This window comes from Pseudomonas sp. LTJR-52 (genome assembly GCF_003691465.1).
Taxonomy (GTDB): Bacteria; Pseudomonadota; Gammaproteobacteria; order Pseudomonadales; family Pseudomonadaceae; genus Chryseomonas; species Chryseomonas luteola.
Map to the genome: position 1 here is coordinate 5,028,982 of NZ_CP033105.1, position 15,245 is coordinate 5,044,226.

The 15,245-nt window shown below is 53.6% G+C and carries 12 protein-coding genes and 1 pseudogene; 6 read left to right on the forward strand and 7 right to left on the reverse strand.

Annotation, left to right across the window (positions count from 1 at the left end; genetic code table 11):
* Positions 1-42: 42 nt before the first annotated feature.
* Genes EAW52_RS23215 through EAW52_RS23230 form a run of 4 tightly spaced genes read left to right on the forward strand, consistent with a single transcriptional unit; the run spans position 43 to position 4,159 of the window.
* Complete coding sequence (locus tag EAW52_RS23215) at positions 43-1,047, forward strand: 2-keto-3-deoxygluconate permease (protein ID WP_122044249.1); 1,005 nt, start codon at positions 43-45, stop codon at positions 1,045-1,047.
* Positions 1,044-2,333 (forward strand): four-carbon acid sugar kinase family protein, encoded by a 1,290-nt coding sequence (locus EAW52_RS23220; RefSeq protein ID WP_122044250.1) that lies wholly within the window; start codon positions 1,044-1,046, stop codon positions 2,331-2,333. The genes EAW52_RS23215 and EAW52_RS23220 overlap by 4 nt, the downstream gene beginning before the upstream one ends.
* Positions 2,330-3,331 carry a 4-hydroxythreonine-4-phosphate dehydrogenase PdxA gene (gene pdxA / locus EAW52_RS23225; RefSeq protein ID WP_122044251.1) on the forward strand — a complete coding sequence of 334 codons (1,002 nt, stop codon included), beginning with the start codon at positions 2,330-2,332 and terminating at the stop codon, positions 3,329-3,331. The genes EAW52_RS23220 and pdxA overlap by 4 nt, the downstream gene beginning before the upstream one ends.
* A 54-nt stretch (positions 3,332-3,385) precedes the next feature.
* Entirely contained in the window at positions 3,386-4,159 is a 774-nt protein-coding gene (locus EAW52_RS23230; RefSeq protein ID WP_112298051.1) for a DeoR/GlpR family DNA-binding transcription regulator, read from the forward strand.
* A 442-nt stretch (positions 4,160-4,601) separates the two neighbouring features.
* Here the strand turns inward: EAW52_RS23230 and EAW52_RS23235 are convergent, their stop codons facing one another.
* Positions 4,602-6,242: a bifunctional aspartate transaminase/aspartate 4-decarboxylase gene (locus tag EAW52_RS23235; RefSeq protein ID WP_122044252.1), complete on the reverse strand. Its 1,641-nt coding sequence runs from the start codon at positions 6,240-6,242 to the stop codon at positions 4,602-4,604.
* Between the two features lie 17 nt (positions 6,243-6,259).
* Positions 6,260-7,957 (reverse strand): aspartate-alanine antiporter, encoded by a 1,698-nt coding sequence (gene aspT / locus EAW52_RS23240; protein ID WP_122044253.1) that lies wholly within the window; start codon positions 7,955-7,957, stop codon positions 6,260-6,262.
* Between the two features lie 731 nt (positions 7,958-8,688).
* On the opposite strand from aspT, the pseudogene EAW52_RS23245 reads away from it, so the two are divergent.
* A pseudogene (locus EAW52_RS23245) lies at positions 8,689-9,918 on the forward strand (M20/M25/M40 family metallo-hydrolase); the annotation flags it as partial.
* 723 nt (positions 9,919-10,641) lie between these two features.
* Positions 10,642-10,926, forward strand: a complete 285-nt coding sequence (locus EAW52_RS23250) for a hypothetical protein (protein WP_122044255.1) — start codon at positions 10,642-10,644, stop codon at positions 10,924-10,926.
* A 385-nt stretch (positions 10,927-11,311) separates the two neighbouring features.
* Here the strand turns inward: EAW52_RS23250 and EAW52_RS23255 are convergent, their stop codons facing one another.
* From EAW52_RS23255 to EAW52_RS26285, 5 genes are all read right to left on the reverse strand, one after another.
* Complete coding sequence (locus EAW52_RS23255; RefSeq protein WP_219854836.1) at positions 11,312-11,545, reverse strand: FAD-binding oxidoreductase; 234 nt, start codon at positions 11,543-11,545, stop codon at positions 11,312-11,314.
* Between the two features lie 65 nt (positions 11,546-11,610).
* Complete coding sequence (locus EAW52_RS23260) at positions 11,611-13,569, reverse strand: diguanylate cyclase (protein ID WP_122044257.1); 1,959 nt, start codon at positions 13,567-13,569, stop codon at positions 11,611-11,613.
* An 853-nt stretch (positions 13,570-14,422) separates the two neighbouring features.
* Positions 14,423-14,554: a HipA domain-containing protein gene (locus tag EAW52_RS26275; protein WP_218567899.1), complete on the reverse strand. Its 132-nt coding sequence runs from the start codon at positions 14,552-14,554 to the stop codon at positions 14,423-14,425.
* Positions 14,497-15,048, reverse strand: coding sequence for a HipA domain-containing protein (locus EAW52_RS26280; protein ID WP_218567900.1), 552 nt, complete (start codon positions 15,046-15,048; stop codon positions 14,497-14,499). Before EAW52_RS26280 ends, EAW52_RS26275 begins: the two co-directional genes overlap by 58 nt.
* Before the next feature lie 27 nt (positions 15,049-15,075).
* Complete coding sequence (locus EAW52_RS26285; protein WP_218567901.1) at positions 15,076-15,228, reverse strand: HipA N-terminal domain-containing protein; 153 nt, start codon at positions 15,226-15,228, stop codon at positions 15,076-15,078.
* Between the last annotated feature and the right edge of the window lie 17 nt (positions 15,229-15,245).

Here is a 15,245-nt window from a genome sequence, read left to right on the forward strand (position 1 = left end):
TGTGTTCCCGGTACACCTCGAAATAAAAACAAGGAGAATCGCGTGGCCCACATCCCAATCAAACGTAGTATCGAACGCGTACCTGGCGGCATGATGATCGTGCCTTTGCTTATCGGTTCGCTGGTCGCAACCTTCCTGCCGGATATGCCTAAGTTCTTTGGCTCGTTTACCAATGCATTATTCACTGGCTCCCTACCAATACTTGCTGTGTTCTACGTCTGCATGGGAGCCAGCATCGATATCAAAGCCACGCCCTACCTCTTGAAAAAAGGCGGTGTGCTGTTTGGAACGAAGGTGGGTACTGCTGTGCTGATTGGGGTAGTCATGGGGCACTTTCTCGGAGAGCAACCCATCGGTTCAGGCATTTTTGCCGGTCTCTCCACATTAGCCGTCGTCGCCGCAATGAATGACACCAATGGCGGTCTTTATATGGCGCTGATGGGCCAGTACGGTCGCTCAGAAGACGTAGGTGCATACTCTGTCATGTCATTAGAGTCGGGTCCCTTCCTGACCATGGTAACCCTTGGCGTTGCAGGTCTGGCTGCGTTTCCTTGGCCTACGCTGGTAGGTGCAATCCTGCCTCTACTATTGGGCATGTTGCTGGGTAACCTGGACCGAGAAATGCGCGATTTCCTTGGCAGGGCCGTGCCGGTGATGATTCCGTTCTTTGCCTTGGCGCTAGGAGCTAGCCTTGACCTGCACAAGGTCTGGCAGGCGGGCTTGCTGGGTATCGGGCTAGGCGTGGCGGTGGTAGTTGTTACTGGTATTCCACTGTATTTTGCTGACCGCCTGTCAGGCGGTACAGGTGTGGCAGGTGTCGCCGCAGCCAATACTGCTGGCAACGCTGCTGCTGTCCCTGCCTTAGTTGCTGCGGCTAACCCCGTATATGCCGACGCCGCCAGCGCCGCGACTTTATTGGTTGCCGCGTGTGTAGTGGTAACAGCGATACTGTCGCCCATTCTTACCTCAATGGCCGCCAAGCGATATAGGGCGCGTAATGGTCAGCGCGAACGGATCCCAGATGCCGAAGGGGAGACCGTGCGATGAGGCTTATGATCATTGCCGATGATTTGTCCGGCGCAGCGGACTGTGCCATCGCCTTCGCCAGCCTTGGACTCGATACGGTTGTAACGCTTGACCCCTCCCATGACACCGGGGCGGCCCAGGTTATCGCCATCGACACTGATACACGTCGTCTATCCTCCAGTGAAGCCGCCGCTCGTACAGTAGCTGCCTATCAGAAATCAAAGGCTGGACAACGGCTGTATAAAAAAATCGATTCAACGCTGCGTGGCAATTGGGCGGCAGAAGTTGCTGCCTTGCAGGCCTTGGCTGGTCTGGCAATCGTAGCGCCAGCGTTCCCGGCGACCGGCCGGACTACGCATGAGGGACAGGTACTGGTCCATGGGCAACCGTTGGAAACCACTGAAACGTGGAAGCTCGAGCATGCTGATCAATGCGCCGATCTCAACATAATGCTAGAAACCGCCGGTCTGCGCACAGCCAAATTGACTCTTGAAACCTTGCGTGGTGACGCATTCGTTCTTACTGAACACATCAAGCAGATCGCCAAAGGCGACAGCCAGGCCCTGATAGTTGATGCCGAAACTTCCGAAGATTTGCGTCGGCTGGCGCAAGTCACTGCGAAAATGAGTGAAGGGCTATTCTGGGTCGGCTCTGGTGGACTGGCACGGGAAATTGCAGGTTTACCCGACCTGTTTGATTCTCCATCTCAGGATGTCAGCTTCATGCAGCGAAAACTTGCACCGATTCTCGTGCTGGTCGGTAGCCTGTCAGATGTATCTGATAGGCAATGCATAATGCTTAAGGAGCGGGCGGGTATCCAGGAGTTGACCATCATGCCAGGCGTATTACGCAAAGGCCCAGCGTATGCGGCTTGGTCAGAATGGGAGCGCCGTATTGGCGCATGTCTCAAGCGTGGCGAAGACCTTCTACTGCGCATTGGTCGCGACGAGACGTTTGATCCTGCCGAGGGTGCTCTTCTGTCTGCGTCACTGGCAGCGATGATCCGCCCACATTTCGATAAGGTTGGTGGACTTATAGCTACAGGCGGCGAAACCGCTCGTGCAATGCTCGGGGCGGTAGGTATCGGCAGTCTTAAACTACAGTGCGAAGTTGAGGCAGGCGTTGCCTTTGGTCGCCCCATCGCCAGTCGCGACGGTTATCGTCCTGGTGTTATCACTAAAGCGGGTGCATTCGGCACCGATCACGCCCTTTACGCATCGTGGCTCCATTTGAGCAATATCACCGAGCCCGCGAATGTTGCCGAAGGCTCCGTACATTTTCCTGCAAAACAAGGTAAGAAATCATGAGTAACTATCTCCCGATCATTGGTATCACCATGGGCGACGCGGCGGGAGTGGGGCCGGAAATTATCGTCAAGAGCCTAACCCACGACGTTGTTTACCAGCAGTGTCGTCCCCTGGTAATAGGTGATGCGCATCGTTTGGAGCAGGCAAATACGATCATTAAAGGCCGCATGAAGATTCGCAGTATCAAGCAGGCCTCTGAAGCCTTATACGAGCCTGGCATTATCGATTGTATTGACCTTAACCTTATCCCCGAAGACTTGCCATTCGGCCAGTTGTCACCCATTGCTGGTGATGCTGCTTACCAATATATCGCGAGGGCCGTACAGCTGGCCGAAGCCAAAGAAATCGACGCGATTTGTACGGCACCGCTAAACAAGGAGGCATTACATGCGGGGGGTCATAAATATCCTGGCCATACCGAGCTGCTTGCTCACCTGACCCACGTCGACGAGGTATCAATGATGCTTGTCGCGCCGCAGTTACGCGTGATTCATGTCACTACGCACATTGGCATCGTTGATGCGATTCGTAAGATTGAACCGGGTCTGGTGCAGCGTACCATTGAACGTGGCAATGCAACCCTAGTCAAGGCTGGGATTGCCAGGCCGAGGATTGGGGTCTGTGGTATCAACCCGCATGCTGGCGAAAATGGTTTGTTTGGCTATGGGGAAGAAGAGGAAAAAATTGTCCCTGCGGTGAAAATCCTTCAAGAGAAAGGTCTGGATATCACCGGCCCGCTACCCGCCGATACCTTGTTTTTCCGTGCCGGTCGTGGGGATTTTGATCTGGTGGTGGCGATGTATCATGACCAAGGTCACGGTCCGGTAAAGGTTCTGGGCCTGGAAGCGGGCGTTAATATAACAGTTGGGCTGGAAGTGATACGAACATCTGTCGACCACGGTACCGCGTTTGATATTGCGGGCAAAGGCATTGCAGATGAGCGCAGTCTGCTAGAGGCCTTGCGTCAAGGCGCCGAATTGGCTACGCGGCGGAGGTGAGGTCCAGGCTGTTGCTCGTGTAAGATCGTAGCTCTTCTTTCAATAAGGCTCTTCATGAAAGCGACCGATCGCCACCGCGCCATTCTGGAACTGGTTCGTCTACGTGACACAAATGTCGAACAGCTGAGCGCCGCTCTTGGCGTGTCGGAAGCTACTGTTCGACGCGATCTTGCGATACTTGCTAGGCAGCGGCATCTAGTGAGAACTCATGGCGGCGCTACGGCCTTGATAGGAGTCCACGAGCCCGAAGCGTCGCTAGAAGAGCGCAAGTCGGCGCAGCGCGAACAGAAAGAAGCTATTGCCAGAGCGGCAGCTGCACACATCCAAGACGGTGACACCGTATTGCTCGATGGTGGCACCACGTGTGCTGCGCTGGCGTTGCATCTCTGCGCCCGCCAGGATGTGCATGTGGTGACCAATAATCTACTGGCGGTGATGACGCTCGCGAACGCGCCGGGGATTCGTCTGACGATGATTGGCGGCGATGTACGCGGATCGAGTCTGAGTACATTGGGACCACTGGCAGAGCTGACACTGAGTCGCATGAGCGTAGACAAGGCGTTTCTGGGAGCTGACGGCGTGGTGGCCCAGTTTGGTCTGTGTGAGGGAAGCGATCAGCAGGCATATCTAAAGGAATGCTTCATCAAACGCGCAGCACACATTTTTGTTCTGGCTGACACCGACAAGCTGGGGCGGGCGCGCCAACAGCATTGGACGCCTATCGAGCGCTCCTGGACCTTGATCACTTCATCGCAAGCAGAAGAGCCATTGCTAGCGCCGTTTCGAGCTTCCTCGTTTATCACCATTGAGACTGCTGCCATTGACTAAAGAGGTCGCCAAAGAACTAACCATTTCCTTTATCTTGATTGCTCATCTTTTATCAAAGACTGTTGTGCATCCTAAACGTGCCAGAAGGATGAATCTACGTCGTTAACTTGAGAGTTGAGTAGCTGATACCACTGCCCGTATGCAGCAGTTTGTCTAGACTGCTTGCTTCCCCAAGATACTCGAAGGTCATTAAGCAGCTTCGTCAGAATAACCTGAGGTAGCCAGGGCGATTATCCATTCAGATAGGCGCATAGACATATCCGCACGCTACAAAAAGGATTTCTAAAGCTCAGGTCAGGCATCTCTAACCAACCCCATTTTGGAGTTCAAATGAGCTGTTGCCATTGTGTCTATGGCCTACAGGCGTGGCGTGAAAGACCGGGGCGCCTTACGCCCCTTGATCCCTCTCTAGACCCAGCGACGCCCTCCGATGCAAGCTCGGTTAAGTAGGCGCCTCTGAAGAACTCTTTCCATCTCCCACCGTATTTTTAAATTCTTCAAAATATTGATCGGCCATGCTCCTAAGCGAGCGGCCGATGTTGGCATATTCATACTCGTTAAGATTGGCAAGGGACACCCGAGCCGCGGGTTGTTTGGTGCCGAAGCCCTTTCCTGGAAGCAGTACGATACCGGTTTCCTTGGCGATTCGGAAAAGCAGATCGCCACTACTAAACTTAGCTTTTATCCAAGCGGCAAAGTCGTCGCCGTAAATCTTGCGCGCGAGGTCTTCTAGATCAAGCAGGGTGTAATAGTCGACCGCATTCGGATCGCTGTTCGGTGCCACGCCTAATTCCCGATAAAGCGCCGCTTCGCGCCGGCGTACCAGTTTTTTCAGCTCGGCCTTGTAGCCGTCGCTTTCATCCATTAAGGCAAAAAGGGAAAACAGGACCATCTGTACTTGTTGCGGTGTCGACAAACCAGCGGTGTGGTTGAGTGCGACCGTGCGGCTGTCCGCGACGAGGCGGTCAATGAATTTCAGGCTCCGAACCTCTGGTAGCAGCGTTCCATAACGGCGGTCCAGAGACGCCTTCATGTCTTCTGGCAGTTCCTCCAGCGCCTTGTCAAAGATGCTGTCCTTGTGCGCAGCGATTACGCCCAGGCGCCAACCAGTGGCACCGAAATATTTCGAGAAGGAGTACACCAGCATTGTATTGCGCGGGCAGGTCGCAAACAGGGAGCGGAAGTCGTCTGCGAAGGTGCCGTAGACGTCGTCCGTCAATATGAATAGGTCTGGTCTTGACTCGGTAACGATACGTGCGACTGTCGCTAGACTACGGTCGTCCATCTTGACTGAAGCTGGATTACTCGGGTTTATGCAGAAAAAAATCTTTATCGCAGGATCCTGGAGTTTCTCCAACTCGGTATTAGGATACTGCCAGTTGGCATGCGGGTCGGCGTCGATATGTACTTGCTCCAGACCAAACTCCTCCAGCTCTGGAATCTCGATGTATGGTGTGAACGCGGGCATGCCGATTGCCACTTTGTCGCCGCGTTTAAGCAGGCCGTTTTGCTGAAGAGAGTGGAAGATGTAAGTCATTGCCGCCGTGCCGCCTTCCACCGCGAATAGGTCAATGGTCCCGGCGGGAATGAATCCGCCGACCATCTCCTTCACAATGTACTGGCGCACCACCTCTTCGGATACTCGTAGCATCCGCGGTGGAACGGGATAGTTGGCGCCCAGGATGCCTTCAACCATCTCATGAAGGAATGCCGAAGCGGATAGTCCAAGCTGGTCCCGCACGTAACTGAGGCATTTGGCGAGAAATAGCACTCCGGGCTGGTCGCGGTGCTCAGCGGTATAGCGTTCAAAGCGGGCCTCAATCCCGTCTATCTGGGGCAAGCCCCCCACGCCGTGGGGCATGTAAGAATACGACAGCTCGGCTTCGGCTGTGGCAAACAGCCCCAGCCGGAAAAAGGCACGCCGAGGCAGTGTCGAGAGGAAGTTTGGATTGCCCCGGCCAGCGTTGAGCATCAACCGGTTTTCTGTCCCAGACGCCAGCTTAATCAGCTCATCCTTGAGCTCGAACGGGCTTAGCTTGGCGTACTGCGCGTAATCTTCATTCTGGTTTTGCTCGTTGCTCATTACGTTTCCCCTTTCAGTTAGGCAAAGGCCACGACTAGCGGCCCGAGCAACGTGAGAAACACGTTGGCCAAGGCGTAGGTCACTGCGAACGGAGCCGTCGGTATCGAATTACCCGCCTTGTCGAGCACTTCACCAAAGGCTGGGTTGGCGCTGCGCGCACCGGATACGGCACCGGCGAAAAGTGCCAGATTGTCATAGCGCAGGACGTAGCGCCCGATAAGGATGGTGATAACGATGGGGACGATGCAGACCACCACGCCAACGAGGAAGATGGAAAGGCCCTGCGTAGCGATTGTCTGGACAGCCTGGAGTCCCGATTGCAGACCGACTACAGCTACAAAGCCCGCAAGGCCAAGATCACGTAGGAGCGTCGACGCAGGCGTAGGTAGGTTGCCACGCGTCATATGTCGGCTCCGGTACCAACCGAAGGCCAGCCCCGCGATCAACGCCCCCCCGCCGCTACCCAGCGTCAGTGGTACCGCGCCCAGTCGGATTACGAGCATACCGATAAGCAGGCCAACCACCAGCCCAAAGCCATGGAAAACAAAGTCAGTCTTATCGCTGGGCACAATGATGGAGCCGACCTGTTTGGAAACACGCTGGATGTCGTCCGGCGTGCCGTAAAGTGTAACCATGTCTCCTGACGCAATAACCGTATCCGGTTGCAAGGCCAGCGGTCGACCGCCGCGTTTGACTTCTACTACATACACACCGTGGCGCAAGCGTTGATTCGCTTCCTGCCGAATTTCAGCCACCGTGCGATTAACAAAGGCTGGATTGTCAATTGTGATATCCCGCTGAACCACAACCACGTCCATGTCAGGATAGGACTGCAGCTCAGCGCCTAGCTGCTCTGCGATCGCCACGACACCTGCGCGCCGGCCCACAACTAGTACTACGTCATCGGCTTGAAGGACAGTGTCCGGCGCAACACCTACCATCGCGCCACCGCGCTTAATGCGCTCTACGGTCAGTGTGGTTTGGGTGTCACCCTGACTAAGAGCCTCAAGTTGTTCGACCGTTTTGCCAGCCGCATGCTCCACCCGGTAGATGCGTCCAACAAGCGGCGGTATCGCAGGCAACTCTCCCGGTCCGTACACCCGAGCACCTGCAAGTAATTCGGCCTCTGCCTTCGTTGCATCATCGCGGATCGAACGTTTCATGAACCAGGGCAGGACGTTGATGCACATGATGATCGCGCCAAAGGAGCCAAAGATGTATGTCACGGCGTAGCCCACCGCGACGTTACCCTGAAGGGCCTGGATTTGGTCTAACGGCAGATCGAGCTTGGCGATTGCGGCGCTGGCAGTGCCGATAATCGCGGACTGCGTCATAGAGCCAGCAGCAATGCCGGCGGCCAGCCCTTTATCTAAATCAAGAAGTTTTGCGGCGACGATAACGGTTGCAAGCCCACTGAGTGCCATGACCGCTGCCAATACGATCTCCCGAAGCGACTGGCGCCCCAACGACCGAAAAAACTGCGGTCCGCTCTCGAAACCAACGGCGTAGATAAACAGGGCAAACAATACCGACTTGATCCCATTATCGATGGTAACGCCGACCTGACTGATTACTACCGCCGCCAGCAACGAACCGGCGACGCCGCCAAGCTGGAATTTACCGAACTGGATGCTACCGATCCAATACCCGATCGCCAGAGACAGAAACAACGCAAGCTCGGGCGACTGGTTCAAAATTTGGTGGATATATTCCATGGTGCTACCTTTGACCAGCGACCTAAATGCAAAAGATGCGGTAGGCGTGCAGCAAAGCAGGACTATTCGCTAGGCAAAGCTGAGTGTGGCACCGGTGCGATACATCATCCATACAGCATGCTACGAGTCACCTATGAAACGCTCATGATAGGAGCGCGCGTAGAACATGTTGCTGTCTTGTAACGTATGTGTAGCTGTAATGATTGCTAACAAACTCAAGCACACCCTGGCAGGGCTGTCAAAAACGGTGCGTTATTAATTTGAGCAGGAGCTGCTCTCACGTTATTTGATGAATTTGAATACTTAGGCGGAAATTGTTGGATTGATCTGATAGATACTGACGAAGGGGCTAAACACGTCCTGGGTTACGCCTAGGGCTGGATTGCCGGCAAGGATGAGAAGCTGCATTAATAATTTATTGGTGCCTCTACTGCGCTTAAAGATCAGTATTAAGACAGTAGTCCTCCATTTGGGTTTTGCTCGATAGAAAGCCTGGGTGAGTTCAGGCTACCAATACCAAGGCATTGAGAGTAGACGTATCCGTTACTGCCTACACCAAGCCCTGTATCCATCTGTAAGACCAGCGATATACCCCAGGTGCTGTTGCCCGGTATGCCGTCAATTGGCAGGCCCGTATTAAGCCGCATTTGACTATCTCATCCGTTCAGTGAACTTAAGGTGCCCAAGCTGCCTCCGTAGTCTGTAGCTATCCGACTCAGGGCGCGCCTTCCATGCTTGGACAACCGTTAAAAATCGCCGCAGCTTTGATGTTCTCTTTCGCCCCGCTAATGACACTAGCGGCTGATCAATCATCCAGACAGATACTTGAACAAGCCGAAGCACAGAAATCCAGTTACCTGAAAACACTTGAGCAATTGGTATCGATCGATACTGGCACTGGGCAGGAAGAAGGAATCAACAAGGTCCAGGAGATATTGGTTGATCGCCTTAAGTCGCTTGGTGCAGATGTTAGCGTGACCCCTGCCAGCCCGTCGGTAGGCGGCAATATTGTTGGGACGATCAAAGGCAGTGGTAAGGCAAGGTTTCTGCTCATGGTGCATTACGACACCGTATTTGGCCCTGGCACAGCCGCCAAGCGCCCATTTCGAGCGGACGAGGCGCGTGCCTATGGACCTGGCGTAGCTGATGCTAAAGGGGGCGTAGCAATGATCCTGCATTCGCTGCAGCTACTCAAAGCGCAGGACTTCAAACAGTTCGGGACCATTACTGTTCTCTTCAATCCAGACGAGGAAACGGGCTCAGCTGGATCAAGGGCCGTTATTGCAGACCTAGCGCGAAAGCACGACTATGTTTTTTCCTATGAACCGCCAGACAAGGAGGCGGTTACCGTAGCCACCAATGGTATTAATGCCGTTCACCTTTCAGTGAAGGGCAGAGCCTCACATGCAGGTTCAGCTCCCGAGGAGGGGCGAAACGCTGTCATTGAGATGGGGCATCAGCTTGTCAGACTCAAGGATCTGGGAAATCCAGCTAAAGGGACTACGGTAAACTGGACCATTGTTCATGGAGGCGATAAGCGAAACATTATTCCTGCGTTGGCGGTTGCTGAAGGCGATATGCGCTATTCGGATCTTTCCGAATACGACCGTGTCCTTTCGGAGGGCAACAGGCTTATTCAGGAAAAGCTAGTACCTGATACAGAGGTTAGCTTTCGTATCGATAAAGGCCGCCCACCTCTAGTGAAAAATTCAGGTTCAGAGCAGCTTGCCGAGCGAGCCAAGGGTCTTTATTCAGCCATTGGACGTACTCTGGAACCGGTGGCGATGAGGTTTGGGACAGATGCGGGGTATGCCTATGTACCAGGTGAAAGTAAGCCTGCCATTCTTGAAACCATGGGTGTTGTAGGAGCTGGGCTACATTCGCCTGAGGAGTACATTGACCTTTCTAGCATCGCACCAAGGTTGTACCTGACCGTAAGCATGATCAAGGAGCTTTCTGAAAAGGAGCCCACTGGGCCAATTAGCACCGGTAACTCAGCCAGTAGCTATGTACGAGGTGAAAAGGCAGCAGGAGAGTAATCTAAAAAGATTACTCTCCTGCTGCCTCTCCGGATGGCAGGGCTGAATCCATCAGCATCCATTGCTTTGTCACACAGGGAGCAATGGAAATGGGTGTCACTATTAAGTTATTGACCTAGATCAGAAAAACCTTAATGAAAGTAGTCTTGGCTGACGATCAGTCCTGTTCCCGGTCTCCATTCAGGTCTTGTGACGCTTGGCCAAATTTTAAACAGGTAGGTAGGGGCGCTGCTTTCCGTCGCCCTGCTCAGGTTCTATAACACCTTAGTCCCAATGGTAGACTTCAACGCATGGGTTTTCTGCTATGTACAGAAAAGGGAGATCATTCGCTGTGTTTGATACCTACGGGTATCAAACACAAGGCTTGGCGCTAACCATGCATCTTAGTATTGACCTACCGCACTTCGATGCGTACGCCTGAAACGACACGACTTTGCTCCGGCTCTTCTACTGGCCAGTGTAGTTGCCTTCAATGCACTGACCGCTACCATTTATAATTACTCTTTTTAGTCACAAAATAGCACTGCTGGTTCTTTTTATGGTCCAGCCCGAGCTCCTGAAGAAAGCACCGCCGCCCCGCCCCATGCGCAACCTTGACAGTAACCTAAGCGAGTTCTTGCCGGCAGGTCTGGTCGAAGATGACGAATGCCCATTCTTTCATCCACCTCTCAGGTACAGGCCCATTCCCTGGAGTGCGTATCCGAGGTAAAGGGCAAGCAGGCGTTCTGGGCGATGCCCGATCAGCTCTACAAGCAGCCCGGGCTGGACATGGACCTCAGTGTCCTTGCGACTCGCCTGAGCGCTAATTTAAACGCCTTCAGGCAGGGCATGACGGAGCACCGGCATATGGAAAAGCTTCAGCAGTCGGTGGCGCTGGCTAGGAGCATCAGCGCCAATGGCACGCCAGCAAGCTTTGTCACAGGCCACTAGACCGGACAGCGCATCCTGTCTGTAATGCGACCTCTTTAGGCGCAGGACGGGGAGAGTAATAATCCAAACGCATCGCTGCTGTTCAGTCGTCAACGATAACGCGTAACGGGGTAGGGTAAGTACTCCCAACGTGCGTTGATCAATACATCACCGATGCAGCGTCCCGTCACCTGCACTTCTGTTTCACCCTACCCGCATGAGGCCAGTACGGGAGAAAGAAATAGTAGGCGAGGGATAGACCAAGCCGTTAAGCGCCAGGGTTATAAAGTCATTGACGGCAACCTGCGCCGCGTACGTTCGAGAGGACCCTCGTTAGGGTAAGTCTGCTCGACGACTGGCACTAGGGCAGCAGCTAGTCGTCGAGCCAAGGGCTGCAGGACAAAGCTCACAGTAATTTGCTGGGATTCATCAACTGATTCGGGTCGATGGCCTGCTTGATGCGTAGCATGAGTTCAAGCTCGATCGGGGATTTATAGTGCTTGAGCTCATCACGACGCAGCTGACCCGCCCCGTGCTCTGCGCTAATGCTTTCCTCATGACTCACAACCCGATCATGAACCAGGCGGTTGAGCGTCTCGAAGAGCATGTGATAGCGTTCCGCAGAGGTATCCTTAGACAGTAATACGTGTAGTGGAGATTGCCATCACCTATATTTCTGGGTTTGATCGCGCAGCGGGTAAACCCTTAAATCTGTTGGTCGTCCTGTTCCATGCTTGCCACCCTAACCTGATTACGACCCGCCTGCTTTGCCAGATAGAGCGCATCGTCAGCGGCCTTGGAAAGGCTTACCCGCGTCTGCCCTAAACGGGCGAGGCGACATACCACGCCTATACTGACCGTAAACTGAACCGTATGGCTTTCAACTTGTATTCCCAAGTTGCTGGCCATCAGCCGGACCTCTTCAGCCACAACCGGTGCAGTTGATGGCGTAAGGGTCGTAAACAGCAGTATGAATTCTTCTCCTCCGAAGCGCGCCGCATACTCGCCTTGACGACGGGTCAGGCGCTTCAGGCCCTCACCCAGCGCCGCGATGCATTCATCTCCTATCGTATGGCCGTAGGTATCATTGATGTGTTTGAAATGATCGATATCAAGCATCATGATGGTAAGGTATGCCTCTTGCGCAGCAGCCGTAATGACCTGCTGAGCAAAGATTTCATCCAAATGCCGTCGGTTATAAAGCTTTGTCAGGGGATCGGTATTACTCAGCTGGACAAGCTTACGGTTTGCCGTCTCCAGCTCCTGGGTACGCTGTAAGACTCGTCGCTCCAGATCCTCATTGGCCCTTCGCTGCGTTTTTAGGAGTTCTTCCTGCACATGCACAATCTGGAGCCGTTTTTGTGCCACCTCCTCACTGGCGTCCAGAGCGATCTTCTGAGAGATCAAACGCTGCGCTCGCTCACGGTTTATGCGTTCTGCCAGTGCAATGGAGAGAAGGAGAAACTCAAAGACGAAGCCGGAAAACTGTGTGTAATAGCTAAACCTTGAGAGGGGCAAGACGCCTTCCAGGCACAAGGTTATATAGATGGTTGCCAGAATCAGCCACAGCCAGGCGATAGTGAAATACCGGGCTGAGGGATTTTTTTTTCGCCATATGCTTACGGTTACGGTAAGGGCGAGTACGCAGGAAACGAAGCCCAATATGTCAGGAAAGAGATAGCGGATATGATCAGGAAACAGCAGCGCAACAGTTGTAGCCACGCCCCAGTACGTGATCACTAGGTTATTGATAATGGTCAACCGCTGGTACCGCGGTACGTTTAGAAAAACGCGAACAAAAATGGCAGATGAAAGAAATGTTGTACAAGCCGATAGCTGGAAAAAACGACCGGAAATCGTGGACCATTCACCCCAGATGTACACAAAGCCGTGACCGGACAGACATAGGACATACCAGAGTGAGGAGGCAAGATACGTCACGTACCAGAGATAGGACTTATCTCTGGTAAAGATAAACAGGGAGGCGTTATAGAGCAGCATGACCAGTAGCGATCCATAGAGCGCTCCAAGCAGCAATGTGTCCCATACCTGATCTTGCTGGAATGCCTTTTCGGTCACGAGCTGCAATGGAAGGATCATGTGTTCACTGGCGCGGATACGAGCATAGACGGTTACCCTTTTAGAGTTTTCCAGATCCAATGGGAACACCAGTTCACGCGCCGGGATCGGCCATTTGCTCAACGAGACGGTATCACCTGCCGTCAGCACCTTCGACCAGCTGTTGGTATCTTCATCGTGGATTCTCACATCCACCTGATCAAGCATGGGCCAGTCAAAGACCAGCAGCCAGGCTTGATTGAAATGAGTATCTTTCCTAATCCTGAATCGGACCCATGCACCTTGAGGCTCTGATCCAAGGTTCAAGGTGGTTCTGGTATTGGGACGCCACTCCTCCTGCCTCCTTTCTGACGCGGCTTCCTCAAAGTCCATTGTTACAGGCGCCGGCAGGTACTCTATAGCAGGGGCAAGATCGAGGAAGTTATTACGGTCTGTGAGCAATACTGGCCTGGCCTGTGCAAATGCTTGCGATACCATCAGCAGTAGCACAAACAACCATATTATTGCTGGTATGACTGAGCGCCGGACTCGAACCGCAGACACATGCACAAGTAGGGCTGTCAGGAGTGAGCTGGAGCGTTTCATAGCCAATCTTTTAAGGCCTAGGTTTGGTCTCTTTGCATAGCCTGTCTGTTACAACTTCTCATGAGCGCACCAGCCACACCGGTTTTATCTGTATCGGTAATCATCTGCTGAACTTGATACAAGCCAGTCTAATGTAGGTTAAAGGCAGGTTTTTTCTTCTAACGGCAGCGGGAAGAAATCAGACCACTCCTCTGACTGATCAATACTACTTATGACAGACCTGCCTATAGCTTCTGGGATCGTCTACAAGTTGCACCCCTGGGAGCTGCATGCCGGTTTGTACATTGGCTCAAACAATGCTGGCCAAATGTGTCGCGTCTTTTAACCTTACGCAGCACGTATGGCAGAGAAATGGTTATTAAGGAGCTAGTCGAAGAAGGGCCATGTTATTGAGTGCGATAGGTCTTTTCTACGCTTATTATCAGCTGCCGAAATAGTGCAGGCTCTAGATGAATAACTTTCTCGAACGAGCTGTATATTGATTTGAAATAAGATCTTTGCCGGACGGACTCTGCTGCGCCTATCTGCTTCTACCTGAGAGGTAGCGTTGCAAGACCTGTCGCCCTACACATCGCCATCTGTCCTGTTAGATGCACCATCCGTGCTAGTCGCACCTGATACGAAAGTCTGGAGGCAACTGCCGCCAGTGGTCTTTCAGCAAATCCTGGGGTGTCCGAGACATGGGGCGCTGAGTCAGGGCCTTTGGCCAGAGATTGCGGGCCCGTTCGACGGCGTGTTGAACCATACGGCCAATGAAGCGACGGCTTAACCCGGACGCACCTGCCCAGGCACGGAAGGGGACATCTCATACCAGCGCCTCATGCCACCCATGTTGAGCGGCAGCTCGCGTTCATCACCCCATGTACGCTCGGGTAAATACAATGTCGTAGGCAGGAGAGAGATCGGCTTGCCGCGTGTCGCGGTAGATCAGGCTCCAGTTCTTAAGATGGGCATCGCCGTTACCCAGCAGGATATTGGCCAGCAACCGCAGGTGATCTGTCGGATGTTGTCCGGACGGTGTAGCGTCTCCGCTTTGAGTTTGCGCGCGATTTCCTCGTAGTTGTGCCTTTCGTATTTGTTTCGGACGTATTCAAAAAACACCTGAACAAAATCCTCAGTGTGAATCCGTTGCCCATTGTTTCCACGATCTAACCGCTTGATACCATAGGCATAGGCCTCATCTGGCAAGGGAATGGGCGGCAGGTTATCAATAAGGGAGAGTTCGATCAGCGAGATCTCGGGAATGTCGATGCCGATCAGCGCGGCCAAGGACATGGCCGTATATTCGTCGAGCGGCACATGCTGGTGTAGCGTTGAGGGTGTTTTGATGATCCAGTCACCGTGGCTGTCACCATCCTTGTAGAGAGAGCGGCCGTCCTGCGCCTTCATGGAAAACTTGATCTGAACGCCGGCCAGGGAGAAATGCGCCGGTGTATAGCTCACGTCCACCGGGACGGGCAGGGTAGAGGTCCGGCCCACAAGAGCGCCAGGGGAATGTCGTGGGGATCAACGGGCCGCACCGGGTAGGTCCTCGCCGAGGTAGGCCAGGAGCGGAAACTCGTTGTCTGGATGGATCTTGAGCTGCTGGGCCAGGTGGTCACGCATGGCCCCTTCAGGCAGGAGATTGCTCAACAGAGGATGCAGCTTTTGCCGTGTCACCAGTGGCTTTTGAAAAA